This window comes from Geodermatophilus arenarius, assembly GCF_042654585.1.
GTDB lineage: Bacteria > Actinomycetota > Actinomycetes > Mycobacteriales > Geodermatophilaceae > Geodermatophilus > Geodermatophilus arenarius.
This window is the reverse complement of the sequence record NZ_JBHSGR010000017.1, coordinates 16,165-31,720: the sequence shown is the minus strand read 5'-3', so window position 1 is coordinate 31,720 and position 15,556 is coordinate 16,165. Positions and strand designations below refer to the sequence as shown.

Genomic DNA, 15,556 nt, shown 5'->3' with positions numbered 1-15,556 from the left:
CTCCCGCTACTGAGCGGGCGCGACCTCCACCGAGGTGGCGCTGTCGTCCGGGGCGACGACGGCGGTCCGCAGCCGGGCGTCTGCGGCGGCCCTGTCCTCGAGGTGCATGGCCTCCTGCCGGTCCGCCTCCTCCTCGAGGATCGCGGCGGCCTTCCACTCCCGCGGGATGGCGAACCCGTCGACGAGGGTGACCATGTGCGGCCGCAGCTCGGCCAGCAGGGTGTTCACCGTGGCGGTCAGCGCCTTCGACCGGGCCGGGGTGAGCTGGCCGTGCTCGAGGAACCAGCCCTTGTCCGCCTCGATGGTCGACAGCGCGTAGAGGTCGCACAGGGCCTCGAGCAGCGCCTTCGCGTCCGGGTCGGTCGTCCGCTCGATCCCGGCGACGAACGCCTCGAGCACCACCCGGTCGATGTGGGTCGACGCCGTCCGCAGCACGTGGTCCTGGACGCTGTTGAACACCTGGAAGGGCTCCATGCCCTCGTTCGCGGCGTTCCGGCGGAGCCGGCGGATGGCGCCCTCGAGGGTGTGCTTCTCGCGGAACTCGAACACCTTCAGCTGCCAGCCGCGGTCGCGCAGCGGCACGTCCTCGTCCCGGCCGGGGACGGCGTCGACGAGCCGGGCGATCAGGCCGCGGGCCGCCGTCCGCTCGAGGACGGTCTCGCGGACCATGTCGGCGACGAACGCGACCCGGCCCCAGCCGTCGAGGGAGCCGAAGGCGTCCCGGTAGCCGGTGAGCAGGCCCTTGGCGACCAGCTGCAGCAGGACGGTGTTGTCGCCCTCGAACGTGGTGAACACGTCGGTGTCGGCCTTGAGCTGGGGCAGCCGGTTCTCCGCCAGGTAGCCGGCGCCGCCGCACGCCTCGCGGCACGTCTGGATGGTGCGGGTGGCGTGCCAGGTGTTGGCCGCCTTGAGCCCGGCCGCGCGCGACTCGAGCTCCCGCTGGGCGGCCTCGTCGACGGCCTCGCCGTGCTCGTGCACCGCCGTCTGGACGTCGTGCATCGTGTTGACCAGCTCCTCCTGGGCGAACGCCAGCGCGTAGGAGGTGGCCAGGGCCGGCAGCAGCTTGCGCTGGTGGACCAGGTAGTCGTTGAGCACGATCTCCCGGTCGCGGCCGGGGGCGGCGAACTGGCGGCGGACGTCGCCGTAGCGGACGGCGATGTCGAGGGCCAGCTTGGTCGCCGAGCCGGCCGAGCCGCCCACGCTCACCCGGCCGCGGACCAGCGTGCCGAGCATGGTGAAGAAGCGGCGGGTCTCGTTCTCGATGCTGGAGGTGTAGGTGCCGTCCTCGGCCACCTGCCCGTAGCGGTCGAGCAGCATCTCCCGCGGCACGCGGACGTGGTCGAAGGACAGCCGGCCGTTGTCGACGCCGAGCAGGCCCGCCTTCGGGCCGTCGTCGCCGATGGTGACGCCGGGCAACGGGTTGCCGTCCTCGTCGCGGATCGGCACCAGCCAGGCGTGCACGCCGCGCGGCTCGCCCTGCGTCACCAGCTGGGCGAAGACGACGGCCATCCGCCCGTCCTCGGCCGCGTTGCCGATGTAGTCCTTGCGCGCGGCCTGGTGCGGGGTGTGCAGGTCGAAGGTCCGCGTCCCGGCGTCGTAGGTGCAGGTGGTGCGCAGCTGCTGGACGTCGGAGCCGTGGCCCGTCTCGGTCATGGCGAAGCAGCCGGGCAGCGCGAAGCTCATGATGTCGGGCAGGTAGGCGTCGTGGTGCCGCTGCGTGCCGAGCAGCTGGACGGCGCCGCCGAACAGGCCCCACTGGACGCCGGCCTTGACCATCAGCGACAGGTCGCCGAAGGCCAGCATCTCGATGGAGGTCACGGAGCCGCCGGCGTCGGCCTCGCCCCCGTACTCCTTGGGGAAGCCCAGGCCGACGCGGCCGGTGGCGGCGAGCTCGCCGGCCAGCCGGGTGATCCGCTCGCGGGCCTCCTGCACCGACTCGCCGTACACCGGGGCCCACTTCGGGTCGCCGAGCTGCTCGCGGGCGTCGCGGCGCACGTGCGCCCACCGTCCGTCGAGCACCTCCTGGAGGCGCGCCGGGTCCACGGTGCGGGGGAGGGTGGAGGTCACTTCGTCTCCTCGGGGGTCGGTCCAGCGGGGGCGAGGCTCGAGAGCCCGGCCCAGGCGAGGTCGGTGAGGTGGGCGGCCAGGTCCGCCCGGGGCATCGGCCGGTCGGCACGCAGCCACCAGTCGGCGGCGGCGCGGACCAGCCCGACCAGGCCGTGCCCCCAGGGCGCGGCGGCCGCGGGGTCCCGGCCGGCCTGCTCGAGGGCGACGGACACCAGCGCGGCGGCCTGGTCGCCGACCAGGTCCGACAGCGTGCTGACGGGGTCGGCGTCGACCGGCCTGTCCAGCAGCGGGTGGGCGACGACGAAGCGGTAGAGCTCCGGGTCGGCCTCCAGGAACGCCAGGTAGGTCTCGACGGCGGCGGCCACCATCCGGCGCGGGTGGTCGGTGCTGGTCATCGCCGCGCGCAGTTTCTCGGTCAGCTGCGCCGCGACCCGGTTGCAGACGGCGACGTAGAGCTCGCTGCGGTCGGCGAAGTGCCGGTAGACGACGGTCTTGCTGGTGCCGGCCTCGGCGGCGATCTCGTCCATGCCGACGCCGGCGCCGTGCTTGCCGACCGCGGCGACCGTGGCGTCCACCAGCTGCTCGCGGCGCGCGCGGCGGTGCTCGTCCCACCGCGAGTCCCGGCGGTCGCGCCGCCGGGAGGCCGTCTCGGCTTTCATGTAACCCACGGTACCGTGTACCGTCGGTACCGGCCACTCCGTCAGCCGTTCGCGCGCGAATGGCGCACCAGGGACCCCTGGAGGTCACCGATGAGCCCGACCCAGCCCCGCCGGGCCGCCGTCCTCGGCGGCAACCGCATCCCGTTCGCCCGCTCGAACTCCCGATACGCGCAGGCGTCCAACCAGGACATGCTCACCGCGACGCTGGACGGCCTGGTCGCCCGCTTCGGGCTGCAGGACGAGCAGGTGGGCGAGGTCGTCGCCGGCGCCGTCCTCAAGCACTCGCGCGACTTCAACCTCACCCGCGAGTCGGTGCTCGGGTCGCGGCTGTCGGCCGCCACCCCCGCCTACGACGTGCAGCAGGCCTGCGGCACCGGTCTCGAGGCCACCGTGCTGGTCGCCAACAAGATCGCGCTGGGCCAGATCGAGTCCGGCATCGCCGGCGGCGTGGACACGACGTCGGACGCCCCGCTGGCCGTGGGCGACGACCTGCGCCGGGTGCTCATCGAGCTCAACAACGCCAAGACGATCGGCCAGCGGCTCAAGGCGCTCTCGCGCATCCGCCCCGGCTCGCTCGTGCCCGAGATCCCGCGCAACGCCGAGCCGCGCACCGGCCTCGCGATGGGCGAGCACCAGGCGATCACCGCACGGGAGTGGGAGATCGGCCGGGAGGAGCAGGACGAGCTCACCGTCCGCTCGCACCGCAACCTCGCCGCCGCCTACGAGCGCGGCTTCCTCGACGACCTGGTCACGCCCTACCTGGGCCTCACCCGCGACCAGAACCTGCGCCCGGACACGACCGTGGAGAAGCTGGCGAAGCTCGAGCCGGTCTTCGGCAAGGACGACCCCGCAGCCACGATGACCGCCGGCAACTCGACGCCGCTGTCCGACGGCGCCTCCGCCGTCCTGCTGTCCTCCGACGAGTGGGCCGCCGAGCACGGCCTGCCGGTGCTCGCCCACCTCGTCGACGCGCAGACCGCCGCCGTCGACCACGTGCACGGCGGCGAGGGCCTGCTCATGGCGCCGGCCCACGCGATGCCGGTGGTGCTCGCCCGCAACGGCCTGACGCTGCAGGACTTCGACTTCTACGAGATCCACGAGGCCTTCGCCTCCACCGTGCTCGCCACGCTCAAGGCGTGGGAGGACCCGGCGTTCTGCAAGGAGCGCCTCGGCCTCGACGCCCCGCTCGGGTCGATCGACCGGTCGAAGCTCAACGTCAACGGCTCCTCGCTCGCGGCCGGGCACCCGTTCGCGGCGACCGGCGGCCGGATCGTCGCCTCGCTGGCCAAGCAGCTGCACGAGGCCGGCCCCGGGAAGCGCGGGCTGATCTCCATCTGCGCGGCCGGCGGCCAGGGCGTCGTCGCCATCCTCGAGTCCTGAAGGAGCTGCACCCCGTGAGCGACTGGTACACGACCTTCGCCAACTCCGGCGTCGGGTCCTCCCTCGTCAAGCAGCTCGGCCTGCCCCGGCCGGCCGTGCTGCGCCGGTACGAGCCGGGGCAGCCGCTGCTGCCCGGCCCGGCCGTCGTCGGGACGGCGGGGGAGGGCCGGCTGGGCGGGACGCTCGCCGCCGTCCTCCGCGACGCCGGCGTGACCGTCCCGGCCGGCAACGACGGCGGCGAGCGGCCCGCCGCCGTCCTGCTCGACGCCACCGGCCTGACCGGGCCCGGGCAGCTGGCCGGGGCGCACGCCTTCCTCGCCCCGGCGGTGGAGCGGCTGCGGCCCACCGGCCGGGTGCTCGTGCTCGCCGACCCGCCCGCGGCCGCGGACTCCCCGGCGCAGGCCGCGGCCCGGCAGGCCCTGGAGGGGCTGGTCCGGTCGGTGGCCAAGGAGCTGCGCGCCGGGTCGACGGCCAACCTGGTGGTCGTGCCGGAGGGCGCCGAGGCGTCGGCCGGCAGCGCCGTGCGGTTCTTCCTCTCCGGCCGGTCGGCCTACGTCGACGGCCAGGTGCTCACCGTGTCGGCGGCCGACGTGCCCGCGGACGAGGACCCGGTGCGCCCGCTGCAGGGCAAGGTCGCCGTGGTCACCGGGGCCGCGCGCGGCATCGGGGCGGCGATCGCCCGGGTCGTGGCCCGCGACGGCGCGCACGTGGTCGCCGTCGACGTGCCGGCGGCCGGTGAGTCGCTGGCCGCGGTGGCCAACGAGGTCCGCGGGACGGCGTTCCAGCTCGACGTCACCGCCCCCGACGCCGCCGGGCGGCTGGTCAGCCACCTGCGCGGACGCCACGGCGGGGTCGACGTCGTCGTGCACAACGCCGGCATCACCCGTGACAAGCTGCTGGTCAACATGGACGCCGCCCGGTGGGACTCCGTCATGGCGGTCAACCTGCAGGCGCAGCTGGACCTCACCCGCGCGCTGCTGGACGCCGACGGTCTGCTCCGGCCGGGCGGCCGCGTGGTCGCGGTCAGCTCGCAGTCGGGCATCGCCGGCAACCGCGGGCAGACGAACTACGCGGCGAGCAAGGCCGGCGTCATCGGGATGGTGCGGGCGTGGGCGCCGGAGTTCGCCGCGCGCGGCGCCACGATCAACGCCGTCGCGCCGGGCTTCATCGTCACCGAGATGACGGCGAGGATGCCCTTCGGCGCCCGCGAGGTCGGCGCCCGGATCAACTCGCTGCAGCAGGGCGGCCTGCCCGTCGACGTCGCCGAGACCATCGCCTGGCTGTCCTCGCCCACGGCCGCCGGCGTGAACGGGCAGGTCGTGCGCGTGTGCGGCCAGTCCGTGCTGGGCGCCTGATGGTCACCGTGCTCGGGTCGGCGCCGTCGATGGCGCCGCTGTTCGTGCGGGCCGCGCTCACCGCGCGGGGCCGCGGCGGCGACCTGCCGGACACCCGGCTGGCCCGCCGCGGCGTGACCGTGGACCCGGCCGGGGTGGCCGCCTACGCCCGGGTGTGCCGGCTCCCGCTGGCCGACGCGCTGCCGGTGACGTTCCCGCACGTGCTGGCCTTCCCGCTGCAGGTCGCGCTGATGAGCGACCGCGCCTTCCCGCTGGCGCTGCCCGGCCTGGTGCACGTCCGCAACCGGATCGACGTGCTGCGCCCGGTCGGGCAGGGGGAGGCCCTCGACCTCGAGGTGTGGGCCGAGCGGTTCGCCGTCCACCCGCGCGGCGCGACCGTCGACCTGTGCGCGTCGGCCTCGGCCGGCGGCGCCGAGGTGTGGCGCGGCCGCTCCACCTACCTCGCCCGCGGCGCGCGGGCGCCGGAGGGGGCACCTCCCTCCGACGTCGACGTCGCGGTCGGGGAGCTGCCGGCGGGGACCGTCCGCTGGCGGGTGCCCGGCGACGCCGGCCGCCGCTACGCCCGGGTCTCCGGCGACGTGAACCCGATCCACCTCTCGGCCCTCACCGCCCGCGCCTTCGGGTTCCCGCGGGCGATCGCGCACGGGATATGGGTGGAGGCGCGGGCGCTGGCCGCGCTGTCGGGCCGCCTGCCCGGGGCGCTCACCGTCGACGTCGGGTTCCGCAAGCCGCTGCTGCTGCCCTCGACGGTCACCCTGGCGGCCGCGCCGGCCGACGGCGGCTGGGACCTCGCGGTGCGCGGCGCGCAGAACGGGTCCGACCACCTCGTGGGCACCGTCCGCCCGCTCTGACCGGAGGAGATGCACCGTGGCCGTGTCGTTCGCGCTGACCGAGGACCAGGTCGAGCTGCAGCGGTGGCTGCACGGGTTCGCGGCGGACGTCATCCGTCCCGCGGCCGCCGAGTACGACGAGCGCGAGGCCTTCCCGTGGGAGGTCCTCCAGGAGGCGGCGAAGACCGGGATCTACTCGCTCGACTTCTTCGCCACCCAGTGGTTCGACGAGTCCGGCCTCGGCATCCCGCTCACCATGGAGGAGCTCTTCTGGGGCGACGCCGGGATCGGGCTGGCGATCGTCGGCACCACGCTGGCGGCCGCGTCCGTGCGCGCCAACGGCACCGACGAGCAGGTGGGCCGGTGGATCCCCGCCATGTTCGGCACCGAGGCCGAGCCGAAGGTCGCCGCGTTCTGCTCGTCGGAGCCCGACGCCGGATCCGACGTCGGGGCGATGCGCACCCGCGCGGTCTACGACGAGGCGACCGACGAGTGGGTGCTCACCGGCACCAAGACCTGGGCCACCAACGGCGGCATCGCCGACGTCCACGTCGTCACGGCCGTCGTCGACCCGGAGCTCAGGGCCCGCGGCCACGCCAGCTTCGTCGTCCCGCCGGGCACGAAGGGGCTCACCCAGGGGCAGAAGTTCCTCAAGCACGGCATCCGCGCCTCGCACACCGCCGAGGTCGTGCTCGACGGGTGCCGGGTCCCCGGCGACTGCCTGCTCGGCGGCCGCGAGCGGCTCGAGGAGCGGCTGGCGCGGGCGCGGGAGGGCGTGCGCAGCGGCCGCACCCAGCCCTCGATGGCCACCTTCGAGCGCACCCGGCCCGGCGTCGGCGCCCAGGCGGTCGGGGTGGCGCGGGCGGCCTACGAGTACGCGCTGGACTACGCCGGGCAGCGGGTGCAGTTCGGCCGGCCGATCGTCGAGAACCAGGCGATCGCCTTCGCGCTCGCCGACATGAAGACGTCCATCGACGCCGCCCGTCTGCTGGTCTGGCGGGCCGCGTGGATGGCGCGCACCGGCCAGCCGTTCACCTCCGCCGAGGGCTCGATGAGCAAGCTGGTCGCGGGCGAGACGGCGGTGCGGGTGACCGAGCAGGCCATGCAGATCCTCGGCGGCAACGGCTACACGCGCGACTACCCCGTCGAGCGCATGGCCCGCGACGCGAGGATCTACACGATCTTCGAGGGCACCTCGGAGATCCAGCGGCTGGTCATCGCACGGGCGATCTCCGGCGTCCAGATCCGTTGAGCCGGGTCAGCGGTTGCGGCCCAGCGCGTCGTGGCTGGTGACCCAGTCGCCGGCGAGGATCGCCGATGTCAGTGACACGTCGCCGGCCAGCACCACGCCGGCGCAGATCTCGGCGAACTTCTGCACCTTGCCGGCGCCGTAGCAGCCGAGCAGCTCCAGGCACTCGCGCTGGGTGGGCAGCCCGGTCCCGCCGCCGTAGGTGGCCACGATCAGCGACGTCAGCGTGGTCGACCAGTAGTAGTCGCCGTTCTCCAGCAGCTGGGTGTAGGTGACCCCGGAGTGCGACTCGCTGACGTTGGCCACGTCCTGGCCGGTGGCGATGAACAGCGCCGTCAGCCCGTTCGCCGCGTGCGCGCCGTTGTAGGCCGCCCCGGACATGAACGACCCGGCCATGCCGATCTGCCGGTACTCGAACAGCTCCCGGGTGTCGACGCCGGTCAGCCGACGCAGCACCTCCTTCGGGATGGTGGCCTCGGCGACGACGCGCTTGCCCCGCGTCATCAGCATGTTGATCTGCGAGTGCTTCTTGTCGGTGTCGATCGCGCCGGAGAGCACGAAGCGCGGGTGGTCGGGGTGGTTCGCGCGGATCCACTCGCAGGCGGCCAGCGTCGCCTTGCCGGTCATGTTCTGCCCGGCGGCGTCGCCGGTCGTGTAGTTGACCCGCAGGTACCGCAGCGGCCCGATCTGGTGCTGGCCGATGTAGGTCAGCCGGCCCGAGCGGGTGGTGGACTCCGCGGCGGCGCGGATCTCGTCGAGGTGCTCGTCGACCCAGCGGCCGAACTCCCGGGCCTGCAGGGCGTCGTCGAGGATGAACGCGGGGGCCCGCTGCATGTGGTCGTCGACGACGGTGGTGCGGATGCCGCCGCTCTCGCCGAGCACCCGCATGCCGCGGTTGTAGCTGGCCACCAGCGTGCCCTCGGTCGTGGCCAGCGGGACGAAGAAGTCGCCCTGCGCGTGCTCGCCGCGCAGGGTCAGCGGGCCGGCCAGCCCGATGGGCACCTGGGCGACGCCGGTGAAGTTCTCGATGTTGCCGGGCAGGACGGCGGGGTCGAAGGAGTACCGGCGGATGTGGTCGAGGCCGGCTCCGGTGCGCTCGGCGACGAAGGCCTGGCGCTTGTCGGCCATCTCGCGGGTGTAGTCGTGCTCGCGGTCACGGGGGATGCGGGTGCGGTGGGTGGTGTCGGTCATGAGGCACCTCGGTGTGAGTGCTGACAGGGCGCTGAGTGTGACTCGGCTCACCCTATTTCACCCGATAGATACAGAGCGTGACGAGAGTGATTGACGGGGCGCGCGCCACCCTGCGAACTTGCGGGCACAGACCTCCACCCCGAGACCCCTCGGTGCGCAACAGCCCGGTGAGAGCTGTCCGGGAGGCCCCTGAGGTGAAGGAGACCCGATGCGTCGCCACGTGGCCGCTCTGCTGGCCGTTCCCGTGCTGTTCCTCGCCGCGTGCGGGGGGGCCGAGCCGTCGGCGAGTGCGAGCGGCGGGGCCGCGGACGGCGGGCCGACCCCCGTCACGGTCGGTGTCGTGCCGATCGTCGACGTCGCGCCGATCTACCTGGGTGTGCAGCAGGGCTTCTTCGAGGAGGAGGGCATCGACCTGACCCTCGAGACCGCGCAGGGCGGGGCGGCGATCGTCCCGGCGGTCCTCAACCAGGAGTACCAGTTCGGCTTCAGCAACATGACCTCCCTGCTCACGGCCGCCTCGCAGGGGTTGCCGCTGGAGGTCGTGGTCGCCGGCGCCGCCTCGACCGGCGAGCAGGGTGCCGACTACAGCGCCGTCCTCACCCGGCCCGACAGCGGGATCACCGACGCCGCCGACCTGGCCGGCCGGACGGTGGCGGTCAACACGCTCGGCAACATCGGGACGACGACGATCAACGTGTCCGTCCGCGCGGCCGGCGGCGATCCCGCCACGATCAACTACGTCGAGCTGCCGTTCAGCGAGATGCCGGCGGCCCTCGAGCAGGGCGACGTCGACGCCATCTGGGGGACCGAGCCGTTCCTGACCATCGGCACCCGGGCGGGCGCCGTCGTCGTCGCGTCCAACTTCGTCGACGCCGCGGACGACCTGACCGTCGCGGGGTACTTCACCAGCCGGCCCTTCGCCGCGGAGAACGCCGACGTCGTGGAGCGCTTCACCGCCGCGATGGAGCGGTCGCTGGAGTACGCCTCGGCCAACCCCGAGGCGGCCCGGGCGGTGCTCTCCGAGTACACCGAGATCGACCAGGCGGTCATCGACACCATGGTCCTGCCGGCCTGGGGGCCGGAGGTCAACCGCGCGTCCGTCGAGCGGCTCGCCGAACTGGGCGTCCAGGACGGCCTCCTCGACGACGCTCCGGACCTGGACGCGCTCCTGCCGTGAGCGGCGCACCCGCGGCGGCCCGGGAGGACGTCCCGGCGGTCCCCGCGGCCGGCCGCGCGGCGCCCACGCCGCGCGGCCGGCGGCGACGGGTGCCGCAGGCCGCGCTGGGACTGGCCGGACTGGCCGGCCTCGTCCTCCTGGTGGAGCTGCTGCCACGGACGGGGCTCGTGCCGTCCCGGTACTTCCCGCCCGCCTCCGAGATCGCCGTGGCGCTGGCCGAGCTCACCGGCCGCGGCGCGTTCTGGACCGCGGTGGGGGACACCCTCCGCGGGTGGGCGATCGGGTTGTCCGTCGCGGCGGTGGCCGGCGTCGTCGTCGGCCTGCTGATCGGCAGCTCGCGGCCGGCGCGCGAGCTCACCGACTCGACGATCGAGTTCCTGCGGCCGATCCCGTCGGTCGCGCTGATCCCGCTGGCGATCCTCGTGTTCGGCAGTGACATCGAGAGCAAGCTGCTGCTCGTCGTCTACGCCGCCTTCTGGCAGGTCCTCGTCCAGGTCCTCTACGGCGTCGCCGACGTCGACCCGATCGCCCGGGACACCGCGCGCGCCTACGGCCTGGGCGCCTGGGCGCGGGCCCGGCACGTCACCTGGCCGACGACGCTGCCGTACGTGATGACCGGCCTCCGGTTGGGCGCCGCGGTCGCCCTCATCCTCGCCGTCACCGCCGAGCTCGTCATCGGCGTGCCCGGGCTGGGCGAGTTGCTCAACACCGCGCAGAGCAGCGGCGCGGTCGCGCAGACCTACGCGCTCGTGGTCGTCACCGGGATCCTGGGGGTGCTGGTCAACGTGGTCTTCCGGGCCGTGGAGCGGCGGGCGCTCGCCTGGCACCCGTCGCAGCGTGCCGAGGTGCCGGTGTGACCGTCCTCCGCCGGATCGGCACGACCCTCGCCCTGCCGGCCGTCCTGTTCACGGTCTGGTGGGTCCTGTCGGCGGACTCCACCGACTACTTCTTCCCGCCGCTGTCGGGCATCGTCGAGACCCTCGGCGACGAGTGGCTGGGCTCGCGGCTGACCGCCGACGTGCTGCCCAGCCTGCTGCGGCTGACCGCCGGCTTCGCCCTGGCGGCGGTCGTCGCCGTGGCCCTCGGGATGGTCATCGGCCTGTCGCGGACGGTCCGCGGGGTGCTCGAGCCGGTCCTGGAGTTCTTCCGGGCCATCCCCCCGCCCGTCCTGGTGCCGGTGTTCATCCTGTTCCTGGGCATCGGCGACGGCATGAAGGTGGCCGTCATCGCCTTCGGCTGCACCTGGCCGGTCCTGCTCAACACCGTCGAGGGCGTCCGCGCGGTCGACCCCGTGGTGGCCGACACCGCGCGCGCCTACCGGATCGACGGGATGGCGCGGCTGCGGCACGTCGTGCTGCCGGCAGCGAGCCCGCAGGTGTTCGCCGGGCTCCGCCAGGGCCTGTCCGTGGCGATCATCCTCATGGTCATCAGCGAGCTGTTCGCCGCGTCCAACGGGCTCGGGTTCGCGATCGTCCAGGCCCAGCGGACCTTCGCCATCACCGAGATGTGGGCCGGGATGCTCGTGCTGGGCCTGCTCGGGCTGCTGCTCGCGCTGCTGTTCCGGGTCGTGGAGAACCGGGTGCTGGCCTGGTACCACGGCCTGCGCCGCGCGCACCGCGCTCCCTGACCTCCCACCACCCGTCCCCTCCGCTCGGAAGGCACCTCATGACCGACCTCGACGTCCGGGGCATCCGCAAGGTCTACGACGGTCGGACCCGCACCGTCGAGGCGGTGCGCGACCTGACCTTCACCGTCGCGACCGGTGAGCTCGTGTGCCTGGTCGGGCCCTCGGGGTGCGGCAAGACGACGCTGCTCAAGATCATCGCCGGCCTGCTCGAGCCGACCTCGGGGGAGGTCTTGCTCGAGGGGCGGCGGGTCGACGGCCCGCCGCCGGACATGGCGGTCGTCTTCCAGGAGTACGGCCGGTCGCTGTTCCCCTGGAAGACCGTGCGGGACAACGTCGAGCTCCCGCTCCGGCAGAAGAAGGGGCTCACCGCCGCCCGCCGCCGGGAGCTGGTGGAGGAGTCGCTGGCCGCCGTCGGCCTGGCGGAGGCCCACGCCGCCTATCCGTGGCAGCTGTCGGGCGGCATGCAGCAGCGGGTGGCGATCGCGCGGGCGATCGCCTACGAGCCGCGTGTCCTGCTCATGGACGAGCCCTTCGCGGCCGTCGACGCCCAGACCCGGGCGGACCTGGAGGACCTCATCCGGGACCTCTGGCACCGGTTCCGGGTGACCACGCTGTTCGTCACGCACGACATCGACGAGGCCGTCTACCTCGGCCAGCGGGTGCTGATCCTGTCGCAGTCGCCGACCGTCGTCCGGCAGGACCTCGTCATCGACCTGCCCGACCAGCGGGACCAGCTGCACACGCGGTCGTCGCCGCGGTTCGCCGAGCTGCGGGCGCAGGTCTACTCGCAGATCCACCGGCCCCGGACCGACCCGGCCGTCCCCGAGGAGGTCCCCGCGGGTCGGGGCCCGCGCCCCTAGAGCACCCGCCGGCCGGCCGCCCAGACGGCCGTGGCGGACCGGTCCGCGCCGAGGGCGACGACGTCCGCGGCGGCGCCCGGCGCCAGCCGGCCCAGCCGGTCGCCGAGGCCCAGCGCCCGCGCCGGGGCGGCGGTGAGCGCGGTGACGGTGGCGACCGGGTCGACGCCGGCGGCGAGGGCGGTGCGCAGCGCGGCGTCCTGGGTGAGCGTCGACCCGGCGATCGTGCCGGTGCCGGCCAGCACCGCCCGGCCGCCGCGCACGGTGACCGCCTGCCCGCCCAGCCGGTGCTCGCCGTCCCCGGCGCCGGCGGCGGCCGTCGCGTCGGTGACCAGCGCGACCCGCCCCGGCGCGCCGTCCATCAGCAGCCGCGCGACGACCGGGTGCACGTGCACGCCGTCGAGGACGAGCTCCAGGGTGACCCGCGGGTCGGCCAGCGCGGCGCCGACCGGGCCGGGCGCGCGGTGGTGCAGGCCCGGCATGGCGTTGAGCGCGTGGGTGAGCAGCCGGGCGCCGGCGTCGAACGCGGCCGCGGTGAGCGCGGCGTCGGCGTCGGTGTGCCCGACGGCGACGACGACGCCCGCCGCGGTGAGGTCGCGGACCGCCTGCAGCGCGCCGGGCAGCTCGGGCGCGACGGTGACCTGGCGGAGCGTGCCGCGGGCCGCGGTGAGCAGCCGGTCGACGGCGTCGGGGGTGGGTGCCCGCAGGTGGCGGGGGTCGTGCGCGCCGCAGCGGGCCGGGGCCAGGAAGGGGCCCTCCAGGTGGGCGCCGAGCACGGTCGGGTCCGCGGCGGCCACCTCCGCGATGCCCGCCAGCGACGCCTCCAGCGCCTCCAGCGGCGCGGCGACCAGGCTGAGCACCGAGCGCGTGGTGCCCGCGGCGCGGTGCACGGCCAGCGCGGTGCGGATCGCGTCGGGGCCGTCGTCGAAGGCCGCGCCCCCGCCGCCGTGCGCGTGCAGGTCGACGAAGCCCGGGGTGAGCTCCGCGCCGGCCAGGTCGACGGTCTCGCCGGCGTGCCCGGGCGGCGGGCCGGTGCCGGTGGCGGCGATCGTGTCGCCGTCGAGCAGCACCCAGCCGCCGTCGGTGACGCCGCCGGCGTCGAGCAGCCGCGCGCCGGCCAGCAGGGTGCTCATCCGCGCAGGCCCGGGACCACCCGCCGGCACACGTCGGGATCCTCCTCCACACGGGGCGGGAACGGCGACGACCCGTGTGTGCGTCCGTTGCCGACCCGCGGTCGTCTCGCGGGGCCCGGGACGGCCGCAGGTCGACGTCGGGCGGCGTGCCGTGCAGGGCGGCTCCGGGTCCGGTGAGGTGGGGGCGTGCCCGTCGCCGACGACCCGACCGCCCACCCCCGCCCGCTGCTGCGCCGGCCCTGGCGCCCGCTCGACGGGGACTGGCAGTTCGCGGCGGACCCGGACCGCGCCGCCACGCCCGGCACCGTGCGGTTCGACCGCACGATCCGCGTCCCCTACGCCCCGGAGACCCCGGCCAGCGGCATCGGGTGGACCGGCCCGCTGCACCGCGCCTGGTACCGCCGCCCGCTGCCCGCCCGGCAGGGCGACCGCCGCACGGTGCTGAACCTCGGCGCGGTCGACCGCGTGTGCGACGTCTGGGTGGGCGGCGTGCACGTCACGCGGCACGAGGGCGGCTACACGCCCTTCCGGGTCGACGTCACCGACTCCCTGGGCGACGGCGCCGACCTCCTCGTCCGGGCCGACGACGACCCCCGCGACCTCGAGGCGCCGCGCGGCAAGCAGGACTGGCGCGACCAGCCGCACGAGATCTTCTACCCGCGCACGACCGGCATCTGGCGCACGCCGTGGCTGGAGTCCGTGGCGCGGGAGCACGTCACCGACGTCGTCTGGCGCGGCGACCCGCGCACGCTGCGCGTCGACGTCCGGGTGGAGCTGTCGGTCCCCGTCACCCGCGCCCGGCTGCACCTGCGCCTGTGGGCCGGCGAGCGGCTGCTGGCCGACGACGCGGTCCGGGTCGACGGCGCGGTGGTCGAGCGGACGCTGCAGGTCGGCGACGGCGGCACCGACGACCGCTGGCACCTGACCTGGGAGCCCGGCCCGTCCCCGGTGCTGGTCGACGCCGAGGTCGCGCTGGTCCGCGACGACGGCGAGGTCCTCGACGAGGTCGCGAGCTACACCGCGCTGCGCTCGGTCGAGGTCGACGACGGGCGCCTGCTGGTCAACGGCCGGCCGGTGCCGCTGCGCCTGGTGCTGGACCAGGGCTACTGGCCGCACACCGGCGCCACCCCGCCCGACGTCGCCGCGCTGCGCCGGGACCTGGAGCTCACCCGCGCGCTGGGCTTCACCGGCGCCCGCAAGCACCAGAAGACCGAGGACCCCCGCTACCTCGCCCTCGCCGACCGGATGGGCCTGCTCGTCTGGGCGGAGATGCCCGCGGCCCACCGCCCCGGCCCGACGGCGGCCGCCCGGCTGCTGCGCGAGTGGGCCGACGTGGTGGTCGCCCACCGCGGGCACCCGAGCGTGGTCGCGTGGGTGCCGCTCAACGAGTCCTGGGGCGTGCAGGAGGCGGCCGCCGACCGCGCCCAGCGCGGTCTGGTCACCGCCCTGGCGGCCACCGCCGACGCGCTCGACGGCACCCGCCCGGTCTCGGCGAACGACGGCTGGGAGGCCCTCGGCGGGGCGATCCTCGGCGTCCACGACTACGAGCAGGACCCGGCGGTGCTCGCCGCCCGCTACGCCACCGCCGCCGACCTCGAGCGCCTGGCCGGCGGACGGCGTCCCGACGGCCGGCTGACCGACCTCGACCGCGCGGGCGTCGCCGGGCGCGCCGTCGTCCTGTCCGAGTTCGGCGGGATCGCGCTGAACGCCGGGCGCTCCGACGCCGACCGTACCGAGCCGTGGGGGTACGCCGACGCCCGCTCCCCGGAGGACCTGCTCGCCCGCTACCGCGACCAGTGGGCCGCCGTGCACGCGAGCACCGCGCTGGCCGGCGCCTGCTGGACGCAGCTCACCGACACCTACCAGGAGGTCAACGGGCTGCTGACCGCGGACCGGGTGCCCAAGTGCGACGTCGAGGCGATCCGCCGCGCCACCACCGGCGCCGGGTGACGGCCGGGTCGAGGAAACGTAACGATCACCGTCTCGAACTGCGGGGACGGCGGGACAGGGCCAGGGTCGGGGCGGAGACGA

Annotated in this window: 13 protein-coding genes; 9 read left to right on the top strand and 4 right to left on the bottom strand. The window is 75.0% G+C overall.

Annotated elements, in window-relative coordinates:
• Positions 1-6: 6 nt before the first annotated feature.
• The gene (locus tag ACFO3M_RS15460) at positions 7-2,067 is read right to left on the bottom strand and encodes an acyl-CoA dehydrogenase family protein (protein WP_387990484.1); all 2,061 of its coding nucleotides are present in this window, start codon (positions 2,065-2,067) and stop codon (positions 7-9) included.
• Entirely contained in the window at positions 2,064-2,726 is a 663-nt protein-coding gene (locus tag ACFO3M_RS15455; RefSeq protein ID WP_387990481.1) for a TetR family transcriptional regulator, read from the bottom strand. Before ACFO3M_RS15455 ends, ACFO3M_RS15460 begins: the two co-directional genes overlap by 4 nt.
• 90 nt (positions 2,727-2,816) lie before the next feature.
• Between ACFO3M_RS15455 and ACFO3M_RS15450 the strand changes: the two genes are divergently transcribed.
• From ACFO3M_RS15450 to ACFO3M_RS15435, 4 genes are read left to right on the top strand one after another with little or no spacing between them, the layout of a single operon-like run.
• Positions 2,817-4,106 carry an acetyl-CoA C-acetyltransferase gene (locus ACFO3M_RS15450; protein WP_387990478.1) on the top strand — a complete coding sequence of 430 codons (1,290 nt, stop codon included), beginning with the start codon at positions 2,817-2,819 and terminating at the stop codon, positions 4,104-4,106.
• Positions 4,107-4,120: 14 nt separating this feature from the next.
• Positions 4,121-5,461, top strand: a complete 1,341-nt coding sequence (locus ACFO3M_RS15445) for a 3-oxoacyl-ACP reductase (RefSeq protein ID WP_387990475.1) — start codon at positions 4,121-4,123, stop codon at positions 5,459-5,461.
• A complete protein-coding gene (locus ACFO3M_RS15440) occupies positions 5,461-6,312 on the top strand; it encodes a MaoC family dehydratase (RefSeq protein ID WP_387990472.1) in 852 nt (283 codons plus the stop codon). Before ACFO3M_RS15445 ends, ACFO3M_RS15440 begins: the two co-directional genes overlap by 1 nt.
• A 16-nt stretch (positions 6,313-6,328) precedes the next feature.
• Positions 6,329-7,543: an acyl-CoA dehydrogenase family protein gene (locus tag ACFO3M_RS15435; RefSeq protein ID WP_387990469.1), complete on the top strand. Its 1,215-nt coding sequence runs from the start codon at positions 6,329-6,331 to the stop codon at positions 7,541-7,543.
• A gap of 6 nt (positions 7,544-7,549) precedes the next feature.
• Here ACFO3M_RS15435 and ACFO3M_RS15430 read toward each other — a convergent pair whose 3' ends face one another.
• On the bottom strand, positions 7,550-8,731 hold the full coding sequence (locus tag ACFO3M_RS15430; RefSeq protein WP_387990466.1) for a hydroxymethylglutaryl-CoA reductase: 1,182 nt from the start codon (positions 8,729-8,731) through the stop codon (positions 7,550-7,552).
• A 208-nt stretch (positions 8,732-8,939) separates the two neighbouring features.
• Between ACFO3M_RS15430 and ACFO3M_RS15425 the strand changes: the two genes are divergently transcribed.
• From ACFO3M_RS15425 to ACFO3M_RS15410, 4 genes are read left to right on the top strand one after another with little or no spacing between them, the layout of a single operon-like run.
• The gene (locus ACFO3M_RS15425; RefSeq protein WP_387990463.1) at positions 8,940-9,908 is read left to right on the top strand and encodes an ABC transporter substrate-binding protein; all 969 of its coding nucleotides are present in this window, start codon (positions 8,940-8,942) and stop codon (positions 9,906-9,908) included.
• Positions 9,905-10,765, top strand: a complete 861-nt coding sequence (locus ACFO3M_RS15420; protein ID WP_387990460.1) for an ABC transporter permease — start codon at positions 9,905-9,907, stop codon at positions 10,763-10,765. Before ACFO3M_RS15425 ends, ACFO3M_RS15420 begins: the two co-directional genes overlap by 4 nt.
• Positions 10,762-11,535 (top strand): ABC transporter permease, encoded by a 774-nt coding sequence (locus ACFO3M_RS15415; protein WP_387990458.1) that lies wholly within the window; start codon positions 10,762-10,764, stop codon positions 11,533-11,535. The genes ACFO3M_RS15420 and ACFO3M_RS15415 overlap by 4 nt, the downstream gene beginning before the upstream one ends.
• 38 nt (positions 11,536-11,573) lie before the next feature.
• Positions 11,574-12,395: an ABC transporter ATP-binding protein gene (locus tag ACFO3M_RS15410; protein WP_387990456.1), complete on the top strand. Its 822-nt coding sequence runs from the start codon at positions 11,574-11,576 to the stop codon at positions 12,393-12,395.
• Here ACFO3M_RS15410 and nagA read toward each other — a convergent pair.
• Complete coding sequence (gene nagA / locus ACFO3M_RS15405; RefSeq protein WP_387990453.1) at positions 12,392-13,525, bottom strand: N-acetylglucosamine-6-phosphate deacetylase; 1,134 nt, start codon at positions 13,523-13,525, stop codon at positions 12,392-12,394. The genes ACFO3M_RS15410 and nagA overlap by 4 nt on opposite strands.
• Positions 13,526-13,711: 186 nt before the next feature.
• On the opposite strand from nagA, the gene ACFO3M_RS15400 reads away from it, so the two are divergent.
• The gene (locus ACFO3M_RS15400) at positions 13,712-15,475 is read left to right on the top strand and encodes a glycoside hydrolase family 2 protein (RefSeq protein WP_387990450.1); all 1,764 of its coding nucleotides are present in this window, start codon (positions 13,712-13,714) and stop codon (positions 15,473-15,475) included.
• Positions 15,476-15,556 lie beyond the last annotated feature (81 nt).